The sequence below is a fragment of the Hydrocarboniphaga effusa AP103 genome (genome assembly GCF_000271305.1).
Taxonomy (GTDB): Bacteria; Pseudomonadota; Gammaproteobacteria; order Nevskiales; family Nevskiaceae; genus Hydrocarboniphaga; species Hydrocarboniphaga effusa.
The window spans coordinates 272,909-293,629 of sequence record NZ_AKGD01000004.1 but is presented as its reverse complement, the minus strand read 5'-3'; the positions used below and the strand labels follow the sequence as shown (position 1 = coordinate 293,629).

The following is a 20,721-nucleotide window of genomic DNA, read 5'->3' as shown; positions in this document are numbered from 1 at the left end:
ACCCATGAGCCCCAGCATCGCCCTGCCGTCGCTGCGCATCCTCGTCGTCGACGACGAGGCCAACATGCGCCGCGTGCTCGAAATCATGCTGTCGAGGCGCGGCCACAAGACCGTCAGCGCCGGCGACGGCCAGGCCGCCTTCGAGCTGCTGCGCGAAGGCGGCTTCGACCTGGTCATCAGCGATCTGCGCATGCCGGTCGTCAACGGCATCGAGCTGCTGGCCAAGCTGCGCGAGGCGGGCATCGGCGTGCCGCTGATCATGATCACGGCGCAGGGCAGCATCGAAAGCGCCGTCGAAGCCATGCGACTCGGCGCCTGCGACTACCTGCTGCGACCCTTCGACGTCGAAGCGCTGGATCTGGCGATCAACCGCGTGTTGCGCGTGCAGGGCGTGCTCGATCACAACCAGTATCTGCGCGAGCAGGACGACCGCGTCTGGCAGGGCCTGGTCGGGACGAGTCCGGCCATCCTCAAGCTGCGCGAACAGATCCAGCAGGTGGCGCCGACGCGGGCGACGGTCCTGCTGAGCGGCGAGACCGGCAGCGGAAAGGAGGTCGTCGCGCGTGCGATCCATCGCGAGTCGCCGCGTCGCGACGAATTGTTCGTCGCCATCAACTGCGCCGCCATTCCGGCCGAGATGCTCGAAAGCGAGCTGTTCGGACACGAGAAGGGCGCGTTCACGGGCGCCTTGCGCGAGCGCATCGGCAAGTTCGAGCTCGCCAACCGGGGCACCTTGTTCCTCGACGAGATCACCGAAATGCCGATGGCGCTGCAGACCAAGCTGCTGCGCGTGCTGCAGGAATCGGAAGTCGAGCGCCTGGGCGGCAATCACAGCATCAAGCTCGATCTGCGCGTGATCGCCGCCACCAATCGCGCGCCCAGGCAGGCCGTGGAGCAGCAGAAACTGCGCGAGGATCTTTACTACCGGCTCAACGTGTTCTCGCTGCAACTGCCGCCGCTGCGTGATCGGCTCGACGATCTGCCGGCGCTGGTCACGCATTTCGTCAGACAACAAGTCGGCGATACCGCCGCCGCGCCGGAGCTCAGCGCCGAGGCGCTCGCGCACCTGCGCGCCTATGCCTGGCCCGGCAACGTCCGCGAACTCGGCAACCTCGTGGAACGCGCGCTGATTCTGTCGGGAGGGCGTCGTCTGCAGGCGGCGCATTTTCCGATCGAATCCGCCGCCGCCGCGTCTTCGGTGGGCGCGGAACAAAGCGACATCGGCGACCTCGATCTCGAAGCGGCGGTCGAAAAGCTCGAGACGCGCCTGATTCGCAGCGCACTGAACGCCAGCGGAGACAACAAGGCCAGGGCGGCGCAGCTGCTGCGGATCAGCGAGCGCTCGATCTGGTACAAGATCAAGAAGTACGGGCTGTAACCGAACACGCCCACCGACGCGGCGAGCGGCTAGAAGCTCCGGTCCACCGAAATGATGCGCGGACAGCCGCCCTGCGGGCACCACTGCGAGGCGATGATGCGCACGCCCGTGCATCGAATCTCGATCAGCTCGCTTTTCTCGCCGGCAGACAGTGCGCAGGGCGAACGCATCGCCTCCGCAAGCGGCACACCCTGGAAGTTGCCGGCGGCGGCGATGTGTTGAACCGTGTCGTACGCGAATTCGTTATCGAACGTCCCGGGCCTCACCCTCAAGGTCCTGCTTGCGAGCGCGACGGCGAACTCCAGGGCGCCTTCGTCGCAATCCCAGTGCTTGTCGCGGCGCCGGCAATCGACCGAATAGCGCAGGGGCTGGCCGCGGATGAAGTCGTGAGGCTTGCACTCGACGACCCCGAATGCCTGTTCGAGGTCGTTCGGCCGGGTGGTCACGGCCTTGATGCGTTCGACCTCGACGCCATGCGGCCCCAGGCAGGCGACCTGCGCGAGTTCCTGCGCATGCCGCTCCGACGGCTGAAAGGCGTAGGTCATCTGCGGCTCCGCGGCGTCGGCGACGAACGCGAGCAAAGCGCCGAGACCCACGAGCATCGAAGCTCGAATGGCGTGGCCAATCGCAGGGCGGTTCATCGGATCGGGTGTCGGCGTGAAGACGGAGTGCGAGCGCAAGTCTGCCGCATTTCCCGCAGGCACATGCCGATCGATGCCGATATGGATCCCGCAAACACAAGAGCCGCGTTCAGGACGAACGCGGCTCCGTCATCCAACGACCGATGGCCGGGCGCTAGGCCGCTTTCGGGCTGTCGCTGAAGGGCTGCATGCCCTTGGGTACGTGAACGCCCTCGGAAGCGCGCAGGTATTCGTCGCGCTTGGCGCGCGGGTTGTAGAACTGCCGATACCAGGTGCGCTGCTTGTGGAATGCGCCATCGCCCTGCACGAACAGGCCCTGGATGCACGGACGCTTGTGCTTCCAGACGTCGAAATCCTGCGCGAAGGCGGCGAGTGCGAAATCCTGGTAGCCGCGTGCGATCGGCACGTCCTCGGCGCTCGCGATGGCCTGGCCGGTGGGCGACTTCACCATCAGCGCATGCCAGACGTAGGTGGAGCCGTCGTCGACGGGCGTATGGGCGATGAAGATGTAGGAATCGTGGGTGCCGGTCATCGAGGTGATCAGCACGCTCGGGCCGTGGTAGATCGCCTCGGTGACGAGCTGCGGGCCGCCTTCGCTGGTCAGCGTGCGATGGCCGCCGGCCATGCGCTGGATCGCCTTGTGCCCACGAAACTCGTTCTCGAAGCGCTGCGTGAGCGAGCCGTGCACTGGGTTGAAGTGGGCGACGTCGGTGATGTTGTCGAGGATCTCCTGCGGGTGCACCTGTATCTGCCCGAGATCGTCGAAGCGCCAGCGCACCCACGACGGATCGTCCCATTTGTCGATGAAGGGCACGTCCCATTCGGGCTCGCCGCCCTCGGCGTCGTACCAGACGAACACCGCGCCCATCGATTCGGCCACCGGCCAGGAGCGCACGCGCGCAGCCGGCGGAATCGGGCCGCTCGCGTACGGAATGTGGTTGCACTTGCCATCCGGGCCGAAGCGCCAGGCGTGGTAGGGGCAGCGGATCGAATCGCCCTCCACCGCGCCGTCCTGGATCACGTAAGAGGTGTTGTTGCGCGCCAGGTGCGTGCCCATGTGCGGGCAATAGGCGTCGAGCAGGATCACCTTGCCGCTGTCCTTGCCGCGATAGAGCGCAAAGTCCTGGCCAAAGTAGCGAACGCCCTGCGGAACGCTCGTCACTTTCTCGGACTCGGCCACCATGAACCAGCCGCGCGGAAAGGTGAATTCACCCAATCCGTAGTCCTTCGAAGTCGCCATCGCCTGCTCCTGTTGCACGTCCGATTGATGCTGGGAGGCAGGCTAGAAAGCTGCCCGCGCATACGCATCGTCCATTCGCATGATCGCGAGACCGCGTCGAAGTGGCTTACGCGGGCAGGGCGCCGACGGACGCGCCTGCAGCTCGGCTTGGTACGACGCGCGCGAGCCGCCGCTGCGCGGCCACTACTCACTTCGGATGAAGCCAGCACGGCAACCATCGGCAACAGTCGACACGATCCAGCCGCCGCCGCGGCGGAGCCTATCGACATCGCAGGAGAGCCCCGTGCAATCGCAACGCCACAACGTCACTTCGATCGTCACGCCCGAAGTGCTGATCCAGCGGGCCCGCGAGATGGTGCCGGTTCTCGCCCAGCGCGCCGACAAGGCCGCCGAGGCGCGCAGGCTGCCGGCCGAGACGATCGCCGACATGCAGGCCGCGGGCTTCTTCGAAGTGCTCAAGCCCAAGCTCTACGGCGGCTACGAGATGGACCCGCAGGTCTTCTACGACATTCAGATGGTGCTCGCCGAAGGCTGCATGTCGACGGCCTGGGTCTACGGCGTGCTCGGCGTGCACAACTGGCAGATCGCGCTGTTCGACCCGCGTGCGGCGCAGGACGTGTTCGGCAACGATCCGCAGACGCTGATCGCCTCGACCTACATGCCCAAGGGGCAGGTGACGCCGGTCGAAGGCGGTTTTCGCTTCAGCGGCCGCTGGGGCTTCTCCAGCGGCATCGATCACTGCGACTGGGTGTTCCTGGGCGGTCTGATCTTCAACGAAGGCCAGCCGCCGGAATACCGCACCTTCCTGCTGCCGAAGTCGGACTACGAAGTCGTCGACACCTGGAACACCATGGGCCTCAAGGCCACGGGTTCCAAGGACATCATCGTCAAGGACGTGTTCGTGCCCGAGTACCGCACGCACAAGGCAAGCGACGGCTTCATGGGCACCAATCCAGGTCGCGAGACGTTCACCGCGAATCTCTACAAGCTGCCCTTCGGGCAGATCTTCGTGCGCGCGGTGTCGACCGCCGCGATCGGAGGCCTGCAGGGCGCGCTGAACTGCTTCGTCGAGTTCGGCGGCAATTGGACCGGCAACATGGGCGCCAAGACCTCGGAGCAGGTGCCTGCGCAGATGGCGGTGGCGGATACTTCCGTCGCCATCGACGAGATGAAGACCACGCTGATGCGCAACTTCGGCACGCTGCTCGAGAGCATCAAGGGCGGGCAGATGGTCGATCTCAACACGCGCCTGCTGTATCGCTACCAGGCAGCGCAGGTCGTCGAGCGTTGCGCTCGACACGCGTACCAGCTGCATTCGGCCTGCGGTGGCCGCGGCATCTTCAACGACTTTCCGCTCGTGCGCTTCTTCCTCGACATTCTGTCGGCGCGCGCGCACTACGCGAACAACCCGGACGTGTTCGGCCGCAACTTCGGCGGCGTGCTGCTGGGCCGCGACAATACCGACTTCTTCCTCTAGCTCGAAGAAAGTGCCGGCCGTTCCTCTGTCCCGCTCGCGGGAGAGAGTCCCGCCGAAGGCGGGGAGAGAGGGGCTTTTGATGCGCCACCAACTCTAAGCTCCGGCTTGTGCCGGTAGATGATGACTGCAGTCGGATCGGGAATACGTCATGGCAGACGCGAGCGGCAACAACTGGGATGAAGAGTACGACGTGATCGTGGTCGGCTCGGGCGCCGGCGGCATGACCGCGGCGCTGAGCGCGCAATCGCTGGGCCTGAGCGCCATCGTGCTCGAAAAGAGCGACCAATACGGCGGCACAAGCGCGGTGTCCGGCGGCGGTATCTGGATTCCGTGCAACGAGCAGATGAAGGCGCACGGCGGCCGTGACAGCTTCGAAGAAGCGCACGTCTACTTGACCAGCCTGATCGGCGACAGCGTCGCGCCCGAACGCATCGAAGCCTATCTGCGCAAGGCGCCCGAAATGGTTCGCTTTCTACAGGAGCGGCACGGCGTCGAGTTTCGCTGCGTGCCCAAGTACCCGGACTACTATCCCGACAAGCCCGGCGGCAAGGACGGCTATCGTTCGCTGGAGCCGGTGCCGTTCGATGCCTCCCGGCTCGGTGACGAGTTCTTCAATCAGCGCGAGGCCTTCAAGGGCACGCAGCTGATGGGCCGCATCGGCATGGACCAGATCCAGGCGCATGTGCTGTTCACGCGCGCCAAGGGCTGGCTGTGGCTCACGCTGCGCATGATGCTGGGCTATGCGCTCGATCTGGGCTGGCGCCGCAAGACGCATCGCGACCGTCGGCAGGTGCTGGGGCAAAGCCTCGTCGCACAGCTGCGCTACGCGATGATCCAGCGCAATGTGCCGCTGCGTTTGTCCACCGGGCTCGAGTCGCTGATCGAAAGCGATGGGCGAGTGCAGGGCGTGCTCGCGACGCAAACCGGCGGACGCAAGCTGCGCATCGGTGCGCGTCGCGGCGTGGTGCTGGCCTGCGGCGGCTTCGAATCGAATCAGCAGATGCGCGAAGAATATCTGCCCAACCCCACGCAAGTGCAGTGGACTGCGGCTCCGCCGATCAATCACGGTGACGGCATTCGCGCAGGCAAGGCGCTGGGAGCGAAGCTCGATTTCATGAGTCGCACCTGGGGCTCGCCGACCGTGCATGTGCCGGGCGCCGCGCAGCAGACCACGCTGTTCATCGAGCGGTCGCTGCCCGGCTGCGTGATGGTGAACCGGCAGGGCAAGCGCTTCGTCAACGAAGCGGCCTCGTATCCGGACGTCGTCGATGCGATGTACGCCGAGCATGCGCGCAGCGGCGGTGCGGTGCCGTGCTGGATCGTGTTCGACGCGAACTTTCGCCACAAATATCCGATGGGCCCGCTGCTGCCCGGCCAGATCGCGCCCGACAGCAAACTGCCGCGCGAATGGCAGGACCGCGTGTACTACCGCGCCGAGACACTCGATGCGCTCGCGGCCAAGATCGGTGTCGATGCGGCGGGCCTGCGCGACACCGTGCGCGTGATGGGTGCCTACGCCAAGACCGGCGTCGATCTCGATTTCGGCAAGGGCAAGCTGTCGATCGAGCGCTACTACAGCGACCCGAAGGTTGAGCCCAACAGCTGCCTCGGGCCGATCGAGAAGCCACCGTTCTACGCGCTTCGCCTCGACGCAGGCGAGATCGGTACCAAGGGCGGCCTGCTGACCGACGAGCGCGCGCGCGTGCTGCGCGAGGACGGCAACGTGATCGCAGGGCTCTACGCCATCGGCAACTGCTCATCGGCCGTCATGGGGCCGACCTACGCGGGCGCAGGTTCGACGCTCGGGCCGGCGATGACGTTTGGTTATGTGGCGGCGGGGGATATGGCGAAGGCGGCAGCGGGTCAAAGCGCTCAAATGCCAGCCTGATCAGTGAAGCAGGTGTCCCAAAGAGCCGGCTTGGACTCTTGGACACCCGCGTTCGACTGATCCCATCCCGAAGCCGACTCATTCTGGTGCGAGGTCGACTGATCTCGACCCGAGTTCGGGTGTTGGGAATCGATTCGGCTGTTCCGGAAACCCGGTTAGGCACGCGAACAGTCTTAGCCGACTCTTTTTGACGCAAGCCCGGCTCATCCGGAAGCGGCTTCGAGTCTTTTTGAGCCGCCTTCGCGCCAAAATGAGTCGGAGTCGGGTCTTGGTCACTCGCGAATGTGTTGCCGGAGCCCGTAAATGTTGGGCGAAGCAACGGTGAATCACATGCGGTGAAGCGGGGGCGGGGATCTAAGCCGCCAGTGCTTCTGCGTGCACACCGCCGCTCAAGCTTTTCCATCGAGCGGGCTTCGACGCGACGCTGGCTGCTATCGAACCATAGGTTTTGCTCCGCAAACCGGTATTGCAGACCCATTCGCGCGCCGACCGGCACGGCCAATGCATCGGCATCCAGATCTCGGCTGAGAAGTCGATCTCCTTCGCAGCGAAGCCGCAAGCCCTCCATTTGCTCCGCAGCAGGATGAAGCGTTTAATCCAGGCAACAAAGAACGGTTTCCCTACTGCGAGCTGTAATGCCTGGCGCGACTTCAAAAGCACACCCGTTTGAGCGACTCTAGGTTGAGCGAACCCGCCGGTCTAAAATGAACATGAAGATCCCATCGGGAGTTGGGATTCATATCATTCAAGGGTTACGAAAATCCTGAGGAGCTTATCGAAATGCGGCACCAGTTTATTGGACAATCCCGTGTCTTTTAACGCGGCTCCGATTAGCAGCTTAGTAGCATGGCGTTTGGCATGAACCGCATTGAAGCCATAGCAGAAGTGACCCTCGGAAGCGGTGCCAACGCCGCTGCGTCTCCGACATCTGCCTTCGGGTTCATAACTACCTTCGGCAAAGAGTCATTTTCGGCGGCTGTTATGCCAAGTGGTTCTGCCGGTCTTGAGCTTGGTAAAGCTCAGCGAGTCATGCTTCGGTTTCTGGTGCCAGAAGCTGTGGCGGCCGTATCGCCCGGCGTTGCCTTCACTTTCATCGAGCCGCCCTATCGTTCAGGAGTGGGGCACATCGTGGAGCTAGCTCTTGAACAACAAGGCGCTCCACGCGACGGCTTCGCCGCGCGTGAGCTTGGACGTTAGCGCACAGGAGAGCTTGGGGGGAGCATGCCGTACGAACTAGATGATCGTTTGGTAATTGGCGTCGCATCTAGCGCCGTTTTTGATCTCAGCGCCGCTGACCACGTCTTCAAGACGCGAGGAGAAGAAGAGTATCGAAAATTTCAGGAAGAGCATCTTAATGATCCTCTTCCGAAGGGAATTGCATTCCCCTTCATCAAAAGGCTGCTCTCCATCAATGACCTCAGCCCTTCCGACCCCTTGGTCGAAGTTGTTCTTCTGTCGCGTAACGACCCTGACACGGGGCTGCGAGTCATGAAAACCATTGAGCATTACGGCTTAGGCATTACGCGGGCAATTTTCATGCAAGGACGTGCGCCCTATGAATACATTCCTGCATTGAATATTGCGCTTTTCTTGTCCGCCAACAAGCCAGATGTGGAATCTGCTATCCGAGTGGGGCACCCCGCGGGCCAAGTGCTCGATTCAAAGTTTGACGACGATGATGAGGATAAAACCCTGCGAATTGCGTTCGACTTTGATGGAGTATTGGCAGGAGACGAGTCTGAAGCAGTGATGCAAAGCTCTGGGCTTACAGAGTTCCATGCCCATGAGGTTAAGAACGTCATGCAGCCGCACAACCCTGGCCCTTTGAAGGAATTCCTGGTCAGAGTGTCAAAGATTCAGTCAGTCGAGGAACAGCATAAGAAGACTAATCCAGGTTATGAAAACCGCATTCGCGTATCCATAGTGACAGCGCGAAATGCTCCATCACATGAGCGCGCCCTTAACACTTTGAAGAACTGGGGGGTCATGACGAATGACGCCTTCTTTCTAGGAGGAATCGAAAAAGGTCGAGTTTTGGGCGTTCTCAAGCCGCACATCTTCTTCGATGATCAGTCCGGCCACCTAAAGTCGGCCAGTGCAGTTGTACCATCTGTCCACATCCCATTTGGCGTAACCAATCAATAGTATCTGCAAGGGATCCGTGATGCGTGCATGACAATTCATACAAGCCGGCGCCGTTCTGTGGCGGGGCTTAGTTCAAGCTATATAGACCACTGCGATTTGCAAGCACCGTATTGATCTAATTCATCGAGATGCTCGCATGTTTGTTGGCAAGCGCAACGGCAGCTTTGTTCCAGCCTTTGTATCGCTTCACCGATTCGGCCCATCGACTCTTCTGATCGAGTTTCTGCGCGGTTCGCGTCATTTCACTGCGAGCACGTGGAGCAGCAGAGTCCGAAAATAGCGATCACCGCGTTTGGTTATTCGTCTAGGACGAGCGCCACAGCCCGTGCTGAATTGCCCAGGCACCAAGCCGAGCCAGGCTGCGAATTGCCGGCCGTTCTAGAAATCACGTGCGTTGCCAACGCTCGCCACAATGGCTGAAGCGGTCACGAAACCAATGCCGGGCATCTCGGCCAGCCGGCTGGCCGCTTCGTCGTCTCGCACGAATGCTTTGATCCGTCGATCGAGAATTCGTTCGTGCAAGCGTCCGAGTTCGGAATAAAGCGCATCAAGGCTTCCCATGCCAGCGACAGCAGTTGCTCGGCATACTGTTGCCTGATTTCCGGCCACAGGCGCTTGAAGCTATCCACTCCTTGCGGCGCCACGATGCCGAATTTGGCGAGTAGACCGCGCAGCTGATTAATGGTATGTAATGACCCACTAAAAACCTGCTCAGGCGATACTTTGAAAGGAGTGAGCCATGAGCGTTGTGATGGAAGACGAGATCAAGCGATGGACGGCCAAGCGCAAGAGTGCGCTGGTGCTGGAGATCATCCAGGGGAAGAAGACCGTGGCGGAGGCGTCTCGGCAGTTCGATCTGCCGCCATCGGAGCTGGAAGACTGGGTTGACCAAGCCAAGGCCGGGATGGAAAACGCGCTGAGGGCAAAACCCGAAGACGTTCGCGAGCAGTACGAGCGCAAGCTCAAGGATCTGCAGGAAGCGTACGGCGAGGCGATGCTGGAGTTGCGCGCACGAAAAAAATTGCAGTCCCTGCTGGGCGAGGACGAGAAGTGATCGAAGCGATCCGCCAGGGACTCAAAGCCGACGGCTTCGAGGTGTCGATCAGTCAGCTGTGCCGCTGGTTCGGGTTTGCACGGCGGACGATCTATTACCGACCGCAAAAGGCAGCGCCGAAAGTGCAGCCCCGCTTCGCCGAGCCAGTCAAAGCCTTGATCGAGCAGGAGCCATCCTTCGGCTACCGCACGGTGGCCGCGCTACTGGGCTTCAACAAGAACACAGTGCAGCGGCTGTTTCAGATCCAGGGCTGGCAGGTGAAGAAGCGGCCGGTTGGTCGTCGGCCGCGAGTCGAAGCTTTGCCATCGAAGGCACAGGCGCCGAATCAGCGCTGGGCAACCGACTTGTGCCGCGTCTGGGCAGGCCGGGACGGCTGGGCGAGCTTGGCGGTGGTCATCGATTGCCACACGCGCGAGCTGCTGGGCTGGCATCTGTCACGCACGGGCCGTGCAACGACGGCCAGTGCTGCCCTGGAGCAAGCGCTGATCGCTCGGTTCGGGACGCTGGGGCGCGTTCCGGTGCCGTTTCTACTGCGATCCGACAATGGCTTGGTCTTCACGAGTCGGCACTACACGGCGCTGGTTCGCAGCTACGGTCTGAAGCAGGAATTCATCACGCCGCACTGCCCACAGCAGAACGGCATGGTGGAGCGTGTGATCCGATCGCTGAAGGAGCAATGCGTGCACCGGCATCGCTTCGAAACCCTGCAGCATGCCAGCCGAGTGATCAGTAACTGGATCGCGTTTTACAACCATCGGCGCCCGCATCAGGCGCTGAAGATGAAAACACCCGCCGAGGCATTCGCCTTAGCGGCCTGACCTGCGCAGGTTTCGGTGGGTCATTACATCGTCGCCTTCGGCGAGGACGGCCTGACCTTGGCGTTGGTCATAAGACATGCAGAGTTCTGAGCAACTACTCGTGGAGATTGCTAGCGCTTTCCCAGGTGCAAGCGACGCTTTGAGCGATGCATACATCGAGGCGAATCAAGATCTAGCCGCGCTCGATCTCGATGCCAAGCTTTTAATCGTCGTGCCTGCTTATATGGCGTGGTGTGTGCGCAATGCCCATAGACCGCATGTCTTGGTTCACGACTACACCGTTCAGGCTCTGTGCGAGTTTGGGAAGGTGAAGAGCACTTCAATCCCATATTTGAGTTTCAAGTTTCAGTGCTCATCGGGGCAGAGAGCGGCCGTTATCAGCTTTTTGCGGTGGTGCCTGAATCCTGAGCTGTTGCATCATGTCGAGCAGATCGAACGATCGCTTAGGCATTGGTCTGTAGACGAGACATCATAGGTAAGTTGAAAAGTGCCCCTAGACAAGTGCCTCCGGCCTAAGTCCACGCCTCCGCTTGCGCCTCTGAAATTTCTGATCAATTACTTCAGGCTCTTCGAGCCATGAGCAGCCAAAGAATCCATGATCGACCACCTCAAAATCGCAGTTAGCGACTTCGCGCGCAGCAAAGCCTTCTACGTCGCTGCGCTCGCGCCCATCGGCTATCAGTTGCTCATGGAGGTTCCGGGAAAGTTAACTGGTGGCCATGACGCGGCAGGTTTCGGCGTTCCGCCAAAGCCTGATTTCTGGATCGGCGCTGGTGGGCCCAATGTTCCGCCCATCCACGTTGCGTTTCGTGTTTCCAGCCGCGCGCTCGTTGACGCCTTTTATGCTGCGGCGATGTCCGCTGGAGCGACGGACAACGGGCCGCCGGGCTTGCGCCTTCACTACCATCCCAACTACTACGGCGCTTTCGTTCGCGATCCGGATGGACACAATATCGAAGCGGTCTGCCATGACGCTGAGTCGGCGTAGCAATAGGCCCAACGCAAACACCGAGGCCACTCGCGGTACAGCTAGTTCGGATTGCGCAAGGTCCGGCGTCGGATCGCTTTCTCTACCTGAACTCGGGAACGATGGCGGGGCAAACGGGGACCGAGTGGGACCGGCGAGCCAAGATCAAGACCGGCACCATTTCCTGGGCATGGGTCGATGCCGTCCTCGCGCAAGACAACGCGGTTCTTCTTGCGGAGATCCATGGTCTGGCTCGAGACGGCGGCCCCTGCTGCGGAACGGTTCCAGTTCTTGGTGGGGGATGGAAAGTCCTGTCTAAGCCAAAGGTTTGAAAGGTAGGCGAGCGATGGCAAAGGTCACCGGAATCGGCGGCATCTTCTTCAAGAGCAGACACGATAGTGCGGCCCTGGCTGGCTGGTATCAGCAGCACCTGGGCATCGCGCTCGAGAGCTGGGGCGGGGCGATTCTGAAATGGCCGGACGACAAGGCCGATGACAAGGGGCTTACCGTCTGGAACGTCGCGGACAAGGACAGCCAATGGTTCAGTCCGAGCGATTCGGCTTTCATGATCAATTATCGGGTCGATGATCTCGTCGGCTTGATATCGCAGCTCCGCTTGGATGGCATCCCAATCGTCGGCGGGCCGGAATCCCACGAGAACGGGAAGTTCGCCTGGATCATGGATCCCGAAGGCAACAAGATCGAGCTGTGGGAGCCGATGGCCTGGGACGAGAAGAACAAGGGCGCCTGACGTTCCGGCTCTGCGCGGACCTCGCCGAACGGCGTGGCTGCGCGTAAGGTCCTGAGTCGGCTCGCCAGACCAGACCCACTCAAAGTCCGTATGACCGCAACTGATCGCTATCGCGGAGCCTGTCGCGACGCAGTTCAGCTGCTGGCGATGTCGAGCACGACGCGGCCGTTGACGCGGCCTTCCTTGAGATCGGTCAGCACGCGGTTGATGTCGTTAAGCGGCGCCCGCGTGATGGTGGGACGCACCTTGCCCTCGGCGGCGAAATCGATGGCCTCCTGCAGATCCTTGCGAGTGCCCACGATCGAGCCGCGCACGGTCAACCGGTTGAGCACCAGATCGAAGACCGAAAACGGGAACTCACCCGGCGGAAGGCCGACCAGGCTCACGGTTCCCTTGCGTCGCAGCATGCGCAGCGCCTGCGAGAAAGCGCTCAGCGAAACGGCGGTCACCAAGGCTCCGTGCACGCCGCCGGTCTGCCGAATCACGCGCTCGCAGGCTTCCGGATCGGTCGCGTCGACGGTCAGGTCGGCGCCGAGGTAATGCGCCAGTTCGAGCTTCTCGTCCCCGATGTCGATCGCGACCACGTGCAGGCCCATCGCCTTGGCATACTGCACGGCCACATGGCCGAGCCCGCCGACACCCGAGATGGCGAGCCATTCGCCGGCACGCACGTCGGCTTCCTTGATGCCCTTGTAGGTGGTGACGCCGGCGCACAGGATCGGTGCCATGTGCGCGAAGTCGACATTGGGCGGAAGCTGGCCGACATAGTCGGCGTTCGCGATCACGTATTCGGCGAAGCAGCCCTGCACGCCGTAGCCGGTGTTGTGCTGGTCGTGGCAGAGCGTTTCCCATCCGGTCATGCAGTAGTCGCAACCGCCGCAGGCATCGTGCAGCCACGGCACGCCCACGGCATCGCCTTCCTTGAGATGTTTCACGCCTGCGCCCAGCGCGGCGACGATGCCGGCACCTTCATGTCCCGGAATGAATGGCAGCGTCGGCTTGACGGGCCAGTCGCCGTCGGCGGCGTGCACATCGGTATGGCAGACGCCGCTGGCGATGACGCGCACGAGCACTTCGCCCGGGCCCGGCGTCGGCACCGGCACGTCTTCGATGCTCAAGGGCGCGCCGAAGCGACGTGCTACAGCGGCCTTCATGGTCTGGGTCATGGTCGGAATCTCGTCGGTGCTCGGTGGCGGTGCGTCTAGAATCGCCGCGGGCCCGGAGCATCGCCTTGATCGTGATCAATGCCGACATCGAGCCGTGAGTGGACGCTGACGAAACAGCACTGAAGGAGTCCGTCCATGACCTCGTCCGAACCGCGCTCGAACCGGGAGCCGGCGCAGCATCCGCCCGGAACGAGCGCGAGTGCGAGCGGCATCGACGGCACGGCCACGCATCGGCCGAAGAAAATACTCGTGGTGTTCTACTCGCGCGGCGGCCGCACGCGCAGCGTGGCGCGTCAGCTCGCCGACATGCTCGGGGCCGATGTGGAAGAGCTTGTCGCGGCGGGGAAGCGTACGGGGCGGCTGGGCATGCTGCGCTGCGTGATCGAGGCGCTCGCCGAGATCAGGCCGCGCATTTCCGGCATCCGGCATGAGCCGAGTGCCTACGACATCGTCGTGGTCGGCTCGCCGGTCTGGGCCGCGCGCGTTTCGAGTCCCGTGCGCACTTATCTGTGCCGCTATGCTTCGGCCATGCCGCGCGTCGCGCTGTTCTGCACGATGGGCTCGAGCGGCGCCGAGCAATGCCTCGGCGAGATGGGCGCGCTGCTCGATCCGCATGCGGAGGTGATCGAGCGCGATCGCTTTCCGGCCGTCGCGCTCGACGATGGCGACTTCTGGTCCGAAACCAGGGGCCGCAGAAAGCTCAGGAAGTTTGCCGATGCGGTGGCTGCCATCCCCGTCGCGTGAAGCTCCCTGGTGCTTGGCGCATGCGGCTATCGTCCCGGATGACAAGGCTCGGATGCCTGGAGTCTTGAGAACCCCTGTCCCGCGTGCGGGAGAGGGGCAGGGGTGAGGGAACGCGGCTAGACCAGTCTGCGCCGTCATCGGTGGGGCTCCCTCACCCGGCGCCTCGCGCCACCTTCTCCCGCAAGCGGGAGAAGGCAAGGTATTTTTGCGAATGAGGCAGGCTGCGCCCGTGGCCTGACCGGGCCATCACCTGCCGAACGGCGCCATCCCTCATCCGCTTGCATGAGGAAGCTTTTTCGAAGGCCCCACTAGCATCGCCGACGTGTCGCGATCTTGTCTGGGGAGGCAAGCATGAAGAAGCTCGATATGCGTCTTGCGCTGATCACCGTGGCCTTGCCGTTTTCGCTCTCGGCCCAGGAAGTGCGCGAACCCGCCGAGAGCGAAAGTGCGCCCGCCGAGGAAGCAGCGCTCGAAGAGGTGATCGTCACCGCGCAGAAGCGCAGCGAGTCGCTGCAGAAGACGCCGATCTCGATCGAAGCCTTCAATGCCGATCAGCTCGCCACACGCGGCATCGACGGCCTCGGCGATCTCGGCAGCAACGTGCCGGGCATGACGGTCGATCCGTTTCCCACCAGCAATGCGAGCCTGCGTTTCTTCATTCGCGGTATCGGCCTGCTCGATGCGCAGGTCACGCAAGACCCGCCCGTCGGTGTCTACATCGACGGCGTCTACATCGCGCGATCGACCGGCAACGCCTTCGACGTCGCCGATCTCGAACGCATCGAGGTGCTGCGCGGCCCGCAGGGCACGCTGTATGGGCGCAACACCACGGGCGGTGCGGTCAACCTGGTGACGCGCCGGCCGTCGACCGACGGCTTCTCGATGAGCCACAAGTTCGGTCTCGGCGAGCGCAACATCCGCAACCTGCGCAGCTCGGTCAACGTACCGCTGGCCGATGATCTCGCGGTGAAGCTCGCGGTGCTCGCGAGCAATGTCGACGGCTACGTGCGCAACGACGGCCCCGGCGAAGATTTCGGCGATCGCGACGATCTAGCCGGACGCTTCGACCTGCGCTGGCACGCGACGGAATCGCTGACGGTGGATTACAGCTATGACCGCAGCCGCAGCGATTACACCAACTATCTCTACCAGGCCGTGCTGCCGCCCGATGGCGACAAGGGTGCGGCCGAACTGTTCAAGCGCTATGCGCAGTCGCAGTCGGTCTACAGCCGCCATCGGTTGAAATCGCTCACCACCGGCGCTCCGCTCGAACAATCGCGCGTCGATATCGAAGGCCATGCGGCGACCTTCACGCTTGATCTCGGCGAGCACGAGCTCAAGTACATCGGCGCGCATCGCGAGCTCGACGACGCGGCCTATACCGATCTGGGCGGCGGTGCGGGTTCGGCGACGTACCGGCTCGACAGCAACGTCTACGACGGCCCCGCGGCGCAGGTCGCCAATGGCGGGCCGACCGAACTCATGATCCCGCGCACCACGCAAAAGCAGTGGTCGCACGAGCTGCAGCTCAACGGTCTGCTGTTCGACGATTCGCTGCAATACATCGTCGGCGGCTTCTACTTCAGCGAGAAGGCCAAGGAGGATCGCAAGCAGCGCTATCACCAGTTCAGCAGCAACATCAGCCCCGAGCTGATCGCGCCGCTGGAGCCGCTGCTGGGCGGCCTGCTGAATCCGCGACTCGTCAACTTCGACCAGGTGCTCAACAGCATCGACAACGAGGCGCTGGCCTTCTACACGCAAGGCACCTGGACGCCGCAATGGCTGGACGAGCGCCTGCATCTGACGCTCGGCTACCGGCATTCGGAAGACAAGCGCGAGGCGCTCAAGTTTCGCGTCAACGACACTTATCTCGAAGGCAGCTTCAACGGCTTTGGAACCGCCGTGCTGCTGAGCAGCGCCGATCGCTTCGACAACGTGCGCGCCAAGCGCAAGTTCAGCGACGACGCGATCACCGGCATCGTCGCCTTCGACATCGACCGCGACATCAACGTCTACGCGAAGTACGCCGAGGCCTACAAGAGCGGCGGTTTCAACACGCGCGACCCGCAGATCTCGGGCGAATCCGGGCCGGCGTCGGATGGCATCGACTACGGCTACGGTTTCGTCGAAGGCTTCGCGCCCGAGCGCGTCAACGCCTACGAGCTCGGCGTCAAGAGCGAGTGGCTGCAGCATCGGCTGCGCGTGAATGCCGACGTGTTCTACAGCGACTACACCGACATGCAGATCAACTTCCTGATCTCGGGCACGGTGTCGGACACCAAGGTCGCCAACGCGGGCAAGGCGCGCATGCGCGGCTTCGAGCTCGAAACCACGCTGCTCGCCGCACCGGGCCTGCTGCTCTCGCTCGATTACGCCTACCTCGATGCCGACGTCACCCAGGTGCGCAACATCAGCGGCGAAGACGTGACGGACGAATTCTCGTTCGTCTCCGCACCGCCGCATTCCTTCGTCGCGGCCATCGACTGGACGATGCTCGATCGCAGCTGGGGCGTGCTGCGCGGCAACCTCAACTACAACTACACGGACGATCGCAAGGGCAGCATGCAGCCGGGCAAGGAAGGCATGACGGCGATCGGCGCCTACGGTGTGCTCGGTGCGCGGCTGAGCCTCGGAGAGATCGCGGCCGGCAGTCGAGGCAAGGCCGAGATCGCCTTGTGGGCGCGCAATCTGCTCGACAAGGAATACGTGATCTCGGCGATCGACAACCAGCCGCATGCCGATCGGGCGGTGCTGTTCGGCGAGCCGCGCACGATCGGCGCGGAGCTGATTTACCGCTGGCAGTAAGCCTTCGCGCAGCGCGGGTGTGCCGAGCTCGTCTCTACGGGTGAGGCATCGGCTGCATTCGCGGTCTATTCAAGAGCAGGTCCAGCGATCGCTGGGCTTGTACACACCAATAAAGCGTGGGGCCCCGAATCAGACGGCCACCGCGCGTTCGCGAACACGGGAGAGAGCCGCATGAATCACAGCAGTCGCGCGATGATGATGAGCCTGCTGGCAATGATCTGTCTGACGGCAGCTGCCCAGGACGATGCTTCGCAAGCCGCTCCGGGTGTGGATGAGGGTGGCATCGCCGAAGTGGTCGTCACGGCCCAACGCCGCGAGGAGAAACTGCAGGACGTGCCGCTGGCGGTCACCGCGTTTTCGTCCGAGCAGATCGAGTCGCGCGGCATCCAGAGCGTGGACGATCTGTCCGCGCTCGCGCCGGGCCTGCAGATCAGCCGAACACCCTCCAACACCACGATTTCGCAGATCGCGATTCGCGGCGTGACCCAGATCAATCCGGCGATCTACTGGGACCCGGCGGTCGGCATCTACGTCGACGGTGTCTACATCGGCAAGGCGCAGGGCTCGATATTCGACGTGGTGGATTTGGCCCAGGTCGAAGTGCTGCGTGGTCCACAGGGCACGCTCTACGGGCGCAACACGCTGGCCGGCGCGATCAGCCTGCGCACGCGCGCGCCGAGCGGTCAGTTCTCGGGCAGTGCGAGCCTGGAGTACGGCAACTACAACGCGCTCGTGCAGAAGGCCTCGGTGGATCTGCCGCAGTGGGGCATCGCGCGCATCTCGATCGGCGTGCGCAGCGAGCGGCGTGATGGCTGGGTCGACACGGCACGCACGAGCTCGGTCGACGAACTCAACAATCGCCACAACGATGCGGTGCGCATCGCGGCGGACTTCGACTTCACTGAGAACTGGACCGGCGAATATCGCTTCGACCGTTCCAACGTCAACCAGAGCAACAACTACAACCAGCTTTATCGCCTGCGGCCGACCGGCCTGTTCGACCCGGGTTTCGGGCCGCTGGCCGATCTCTATCCGGTGCTGGCCTCGTATGCCTCGACGCGACGCCAGGACGAGGCCGACATCGACGCGCCGACTTTTGAGCAGGCCCGCATCATGGGCCATTCGTTCACGCTGAGCTGGGATCTTTCGGAACAGATCACGCTCAAGTCGATCACCGGCTATCGGCGCCTGGAGTGGAACGATTCGATCGACATCGACGGCTCGCCGCTGGCCTTCGTCTTCACCCAGCGCTTCACCGACTACGATCAGCTGTCGCAGGACCTGCAGCTGCTCGGCAGCGGCGAGCGCCTCAACTACGTGGCCGGCGTGTATTACTTCGGCGACGAAGGCGACACCTACAATCCGCAGCAGCTGATCTTCGGCGGCGCCAACTACGACTCGCGCTACGGAACCAAGACCTCGGCCTGGGCGGCCTACGGCCAGATCGACTATCGGCTCACCGAGCAGCTCACGGCCGCGATCGGCGCGCGCTACACGCGCGAGAAGAAGGACTTGACCCGCAGCTTCGGAGTCAGCGGCTCGACCAGCGACCCGTTCTTCTACTTCATTCCCGAAGGCACGCGCGCCAGCGGCGACTTCGAAGCCACCACGCCGATGGCCTCGCTGGCCTGGCGTGCGGCGCAGGGCATCAATCTGTATGCCCGCTACGCCGAAGGCTTCAAGAGCGGCGGCTTCAATGGCGAATACAGCAACACCGCGCCGCCGGCCGATCGCCCGAACATCAACATCGAAGAGACGCAGACGCCGTTCAAGCCCGAGAAGCAGCGCTCGTTCGAGATCGGCGCCAAGAGCACCTGGCTCGACGGCAAGGCGCTGTTCAATCTCGCGCTGTTCCACAACACGCTGGAAGACATGCAGACGTCGACCTTCGTCGGCGGTGAAACCAGCGCGGCCGGCTCGGTCATCCGCAATGCCGGCGAGGCGACGGTGCAGGGCGCCGAGATCGAGGCCGTGTTCGTTCCCGTGAAGGGAACGCAGCTGCGCCTGAGCTACGCGTATCTCGACGCCGAGTACGACGAGTTCACCGATCTGGTGCGCAACCCCGACGATGCCACGCCGGATGATGCGAGCGACGCGGGCAGCTTCGTTGCCGGCAACGCGGCCGACAACCGCGCTTTCGTGCATGCGCCCAAGCACACGTTCAATGCGCTGCTCGACAGCGTGCTGCATCGCGCAGCGTGGGGAACGTTGCGCGGCGTCGTCGACTACGCCTACACCGGCGCGTTCTTCACCTATCCGTACCAGCTCGACGGCCCCGGCAGCACCCAATACAACCCGGCGAACCAGGTCGCCGCGGACACGCGCGTGAAGGCTTACGGCCTGCTCAACCTGCGACTCGCGCTGGCCGACATCCGCGTCGGCTCCGGCGGATCGGCGGAGCTCGCCTTGTGGATGCGCAACGTGACCGACGAGGACGCCGCCACCAACTACATCGACTTCGGCCCGAGCTTCGGCAGCCTGACGGTCGCGAACTTCGTCGAGCCGAGGACGTTCGGGATTACGGGAACGGTGCGCTGGTAGCGAGCTGTAAGCCTGGCTGCTTATGCCCTCTCCCGCAGCGCGGGAGAGGGTGGCGCGCGAGCGCCGGGTGAGGGAGCGCTCTGCGGCAAAGTGCTGAGTCCAGGCGGTGTTCCCTCACTCCCCTCGCTAACGGCTCCACCCTCGCTAACGCGAGGGACTCTCTCCCGCGAGCGGGAGAGAGGAACGGCAGACTGGTTCCGCGACTTCGCCCGGCGCGCCTACTCCACGATCGCCGGATGCGCCTGCACCGGCGCGCCGAGCATGCCGCGATGGCTTGGCGGGTTACGGCCTTCGTCGTCGATGCCGTATTCGCTCGCCAGTTCGGCGCCTATCAATACCTGGCCCGATTTCTCGGCGCGCTTCGGGTCGCGGTAGAGCGCGGCGATGAGCTTGCCGGTGAACTCGGGCGTCTCGGCGATCTCCCAGAAGCCCGCGTACTTGGCCGCGTCGCGGTCCATCACGCGGCGCGTGCGGTCGGTGCGCAGCATGCCCATCCAGATCGAAGCCGCTGCCACGCCATGGGGTTTCAGGTCGACCGCCATGTCCTTGGCGAACTTGTCGACGCCGACTTTCTGCGCGCCATACGCCGGGCCGTGCATGTAGCAGCTGCTGCCGAACGACGAAGTAAAGGCGATGAGCCCGTTGCGGCGTTCCACCATGAGCTGCGCCGCGTGCCAGCTCGCGACGTAAGCCGAGCGCAGACCGACGTCGAGAATGTCGACGAGCTCCAGCGGCTTGCTCCAGAAGCCGCCTTTCTCGATCAGCTGGTCGTGCAGGAAGGTGGCGTTGTTGACGAGAATATCGAGCCGGCCGCGTTGCTCTTCGGCAATGCGCGCGAACAGCCGGGCGACGTCCGCATCATCCGCATGATCGCAAGCCACCGGTATGCCGCGTCCACCGGCCGCGGTGACCGCCGCCGCAGTGGAGGCGATGGTGCCGGGCAGGGGAGCCTGGCCTTCGTCGAGCGTGCGGCCGGTGACGTAGACCGTCGCGCCTTGGGCCCCGAGCGCGATCGCGATGCCTTTGCCGGCGCCGCGTGATGCGCCGGTGACGAGGGCGATGGTGTTTTCGAGCGGTTTCGACATGGCCTTGCTCCTGCTTGCGGT

General features: G+C 63.3%; 19 protein-coding genes and 1 pseudogene. 13 read left to right on the top strand and 7 right to left on the bottom strand.

The window, feature by feature from the left end; all coding sequences use genetic code 11:
* Nucleotides 1-4: 4 nt before the first annotated feature.
* Nucleotides 5-1,378: a sigma-54-dependent transcriptional regulator gene (locus WQQ_RS20720; RefSeq protein ID WP_007187218.1), complete on the top strand. Its 1,374-nt coding sequence runs from the start codon at nt 5-7 to the stop codon at nt 1,376-1,378.
* A gap of 29 nt (nt 1,379-1,407) precedes the next feature.
* On the opposite strand, the gene WQQ_RS20715 is transcribed toward WQQ_RS20720, so the two are convergent.
* Together WQQ_RS20715 and WQQ_RS20710 are read right to left on the bottom strand one after the other, a co-directional pair.
* The gene (locus WQQ_RS20715; protein ID WP_007187217.1) at nt 1,408-1,980 is read right to left on the bottom strand and encodes a hypothetical protein; all 573 of its coding nucleotides are present in this window, start codon (nt 1,978-1,980) and stop codon (nt 1,408-1,410) included.
* Between the two features lie 193 nt (nt 1,981-2,173).
* Nucleotides 2,174-3,259, bottom strand: a complete 1,086-nt coding sequence (locus WQQ_RS20710; protein WP_007187216.1) for a 3-ketosteroid-9-alpha-monooxygenase, oxygenase component — start codon at nt 3,257-3,259, stop codon at nt 2,174-2,176.
* 352 nt (nt 3,260-3,611) lie between these two features.
* On the opposite strand from WQQ_RS20710, the gene WQQ_RS20705 reads away from it, so the two are divergent.
* Nucleotides 3,612-4,736 (top strand): acyl-CoA dehydrogenase family protein, encoded by a 1,125-nt coding sequence (locus WQQ_RS20705; RefSeq protein ID WP_366490371.1) that lies wholly within the window; start codon nt 3,612-3,614, stop codon nt 4,734-4,736.
* A gap of 148 nt (nt 4,737-4,884) precedes the next feature.
* Entirely contained in the window at nt 4,885-6,624 is a 1,740-nt protein-coding gene (locus WQQ_RS20700) for an FAD-dependent oxidoreductase (protein ID WP_007187214.1), read from the top strand.
* 354 nt (nt 6,625-6,978) lie between these two features.
* On the opposite strand, the gene WQQ_RS24550 is transcribed toward WQQ_RS20700, so the two are convergent.
* A complete protein-coding gene (locus tag WQQ_RS24550; protein ID WP_157534824.1) occupies nt 6,979-7,278 on the bottom strand; it encodes a hypothetical protein in 300 nt (99 codons plus the stop codon).
* A 204-nt stretch (nt 7,279-7,482) separates the two neighbouring features.
* Between WQQ_RS24550 and WQQ_RS24545 the strand changes: the two genes are divergently transcribed.
* Nucleotides 7,483-7,821: a hypothetical protein gene (locus WQQ_RS24545; protein ID WP_157534823.1), complete on the top strand. Its 339-nt coding sequence runs from the start codon at nt 7,483-7,485 to the stop codon at nt 7,819-7,821.
* Between the two features lie 24 nt (nt 7,822-7,845).
* Nucleotides 7,846-8,769: a 5'-nucleotidase gene (locus WQQ_RS23955; protein WP_083844685.1), complete on the top strand. Its 924-nt coding sequence runs from the start codon at nt 7,846-7,848 to the stop codon at nt 8,767-8,769.
* 237 nt (nt 8,770-9,006) lie between these two features.
* On the opposite strand, the pseudogene WQQ_RS25415 reads toward WQQ_RS23955, so the two are convergent.
* Nucleotides 9,007-9,216: pseudogene (locus WQQ_RS25415) on the bottom strand (transposase).
* Entirely contained in the window at nt 9,195-9,398 is a 204-nt protein-coding gene (locus tag WQQ_RS23390; protein ID WP_237715104.1) for a hypothetical protein, read from the bottom strand. The pseudogene WQQ_RS25415 and the gene WQQ_RS23390 overlap by 22 nt, the downstream one beginning before the upstream one ends.
* Before the next feature lie 110 nt (nt 9,399-9,508).
* Between WQQ_RS23390 and WQQ_RS20680 the strand changes: the two genes are divergently transcribed.
* From WQQ_RS20680 to WQQ_RS20660, 5 genes are all read left to right on the top strand, one after another.
* On the top strand, nt 9,509-9,823 hold the full coding sequence (locus WQQ_RS20680) for a transposase (RefSeq protein WP_040455255.1): 315 nt from the start codon (nt 9,509-9,511) through the stop codon (nt 9,821-9,823).
* Nucleotides 9,820-10,641 (top strand): IS3 family transposase, encoded by an 822-nt coding sequence (locus WQQ_RS20675; protein ID WP_007187208.1) that lies wholly within the window; start codon nt 9,820-9,822, stop codon nt 10,639-10,641. The genes WQQ_RS20680 and WQQ_RS20675 overlap by 4 nt, the downstream gene beginning before the upstream one ends.
* 595 nt (nt 10,642-11,236) lie before the next feature.
* On the top strand, nt 11,237-11,629 hold the full coding sequence (locus tag WQQ_RS20665; RefSeq protein ID WP_007187207.1) for a VOC family protein: 393 nt from the start codon (nt 11,237-11,239) through the stop codon (nt 11,627-11,629).
* Between the two features lie 2 nt (nt 11,630-11,631).
* Nucleotides 11,632-11,940, top strand: coding sequence for a DUF5990 family protein (locus WQQ_RS25345; protein WP_366490369.1), 309 nt, complete (start codon nt 11,632-11,634; stop codon nt 11,938-11,940).
* Between the two features lie 14 nt (nt 11,941-11,954).
* Nucleotides 11,955-12,359, top strand: coding sequence for a VOC family protein (locus tag WQQ_RS20660; protein WP_007187206.1), 405 nt, complete (start codon nt 11,955-11,957; stop codon nt 12,357-12,359).
* A gap of 134 nt (nt 12,360-12,493) precedes the next feature.
* On the opposite strand, the gene adhP is transcribed toward WQQ_RS20660, so the two are convergent.
* On the bottom strand, nt 12,494-13,525 hold the full coding sequence (gene adhP / locus WQQ_RS20655; protein WP_007187205.1) for an alcohol dehydrogenase AdhP: 1,032 nt from the start codon (nt 13,523-13,525) through the stop codon (nt 12,494-12,496).
* Between the two features lie 135 nt (nt 13,526-13,660).
* Between adhP and WQQ_RS23385 the strand changes: the two genes are divergently transcribed.
* The 3 genes from WQQ_RS23385 to WQQ_RS20635 all read left to right on the top strand — a co-directional run bounded on the left by WQQ_RS23385 (nt 13,661) and on the right by WQQ_RS20635 (nt 19,615).
* The gene (locus WQQ_RS23385) at nt 13,661-14,269 is read left to right on the top strand and encodes a flavodoxin family protein (protein WP_007187204.1); all 609 of its coding nucleotides are present in this window, start codon (nt 13,661-13,663) and stop codon (nt 14,267-14,269) included.
* Nucleotides 14,270-14,620: 351 nt separating this feature from the next.
* A complete protein-coding gene (locus tag WQQ_RS20640; protein ID WP_007187203.1) occupies nt 14,621-17,074 on the top strand; it encodes a TonB-dependent receptor in 2,454 nt (817 codons plus the stop codon).
* A 171-nt stretch (nt 17,075-17,245) separates the two neighbouring features.
* Complete coding sequence (locus tag WQQ_RS20635) at nt 17,246-19,615, top strand: TonB-dependent receptor (protein WP_007187202.1); 2,370 nt, start codon at nt 17,246-17,248, stop codon at nt 19,613-19,615.
* A 218-nt stretch (nt 19,616-19,833) separates the two neighbouring features.
* On the opposite strand, the gene WQQ_RS20630 is transcribed toward WQQ_RS20635, so the two are convergent.
* A complete protein-coding gene (locus tag WQQ_RS20630) occupies nt 19,834-20,700 on the bottom strand; it encodes an SDR family NAD(P)-dependent oxidoreductase (RefSeq protein WP_007187201.1) in 867 nt (288 codons plus the stop codon).
* Nucleotides 20,701-20,721 lie beyond the last annotated feature (21 nt).

Bases quoted from the DNA above. Each gene is read 5' to 3' on its own strand.
- WQQ_RS20720 (WP_007187218.1), top strand. From the start codon at position 5: ATGAGCCCCAGCATCGCCCTGCCGTCGCTGCGCATCCTCGTCGTCGAC.
- WQQ_RS20715 (WP_007187217.1), bottom strand. From the start codon at position 1,980: ATGCTCGTGGGTCTCGGCGCTTTGCTCGCGTTCGTCGCCGACGCCGCG.
- WQQ_RS20710 (WP_007187216.1), bottom strand. From the start codon at position 3,259: ATGGCGACTTCGAAGGACTACGGATTGGGTGAATTCACCTTTCCGCGC.
- WQQ_RS20705 (WP_366490371.1), top strand. From the start codon at position 3,612: ATGGTGCCGGTTCTCGCCCAGCGCGCCGACAAGGCCGCCGAGGCGCGC.
- WQQ_RS20700 (WP_007187214.1), top strand. From the start codon at position 4,885: ATGGCAGACGCGAGCGGCAACAACTGGGATGAAGAGTACGACGTGATC.
- WQQ_RS24545 (WP_157534823.1), top strand. From the start codon at position 7,483: ATGAACCGCATTGAAGCCATAGCAGAAGTGACCCTCGGAAGCGGTGCC.
- WQQ_RS23955 (WP_083844685.1), top strand. From the start codon at position 7,846: ATGCCGTACGAACTAGATGATCGTTTGGTAATTGGCGTCGCATCTAGC.
- WQQ_RS20680 (WP_040455255.1), top strand. From the start codon at position 9,509: ATGAGCGTTGTGATGGAAGACGAGATCAAGCGATGGACGGCCAAGCGC.
- WQQ_RS20665 (WP_007187207.1), top strand. From the start codon at position 11,237: ATGATCGACCACCTCAAAATCGCAGTTAGCGACTTCGCGCGCAGCAAA.
- WQQ_RS20660 (WP_007187206.1), top strand. From the start codon at position 11,955: ATGGCAAAGGTCACCGGAATCGGCGGCATCTTCTTCAAGAGCAGACAC.
- adhP (WP_007187205.1), bottom strand. From the start codon at position 13,525: ATGACCCAGACCATGAAGGCCGCTGTAGCACGTCGCTTCGGCGCGCCC.
- WQQ_RS23385 (WP_007187204.1), top strand. From the start codon at position 13,661: ATGACCTCGTCCGAACCGCGCTCGAACCGGGAGCCGGCGCAGCATCCG.
- WQQ_RS20640 (WP_007187203.1), top strand. From the start codon at position 14,621: ATGAAGAAGCTCGATATGCGTCTTGCGCTGATCACCGTGGCCTTGCCG.
- WQQ_RS20635 (WP_007187202.1), top strand. From the start codon at position 17,246: ATGAATCACAGCAGTCGCGCGATGATGATGAGCCTGCTGGCAATGATC.
- WQQ_RS20630 (WP_007187201.1), bottom strand. From the start codon at position 20,700: ATGTCGAAACCGCTCGAAAACACCATCGCCCTCGTCACCGGCGCATCA.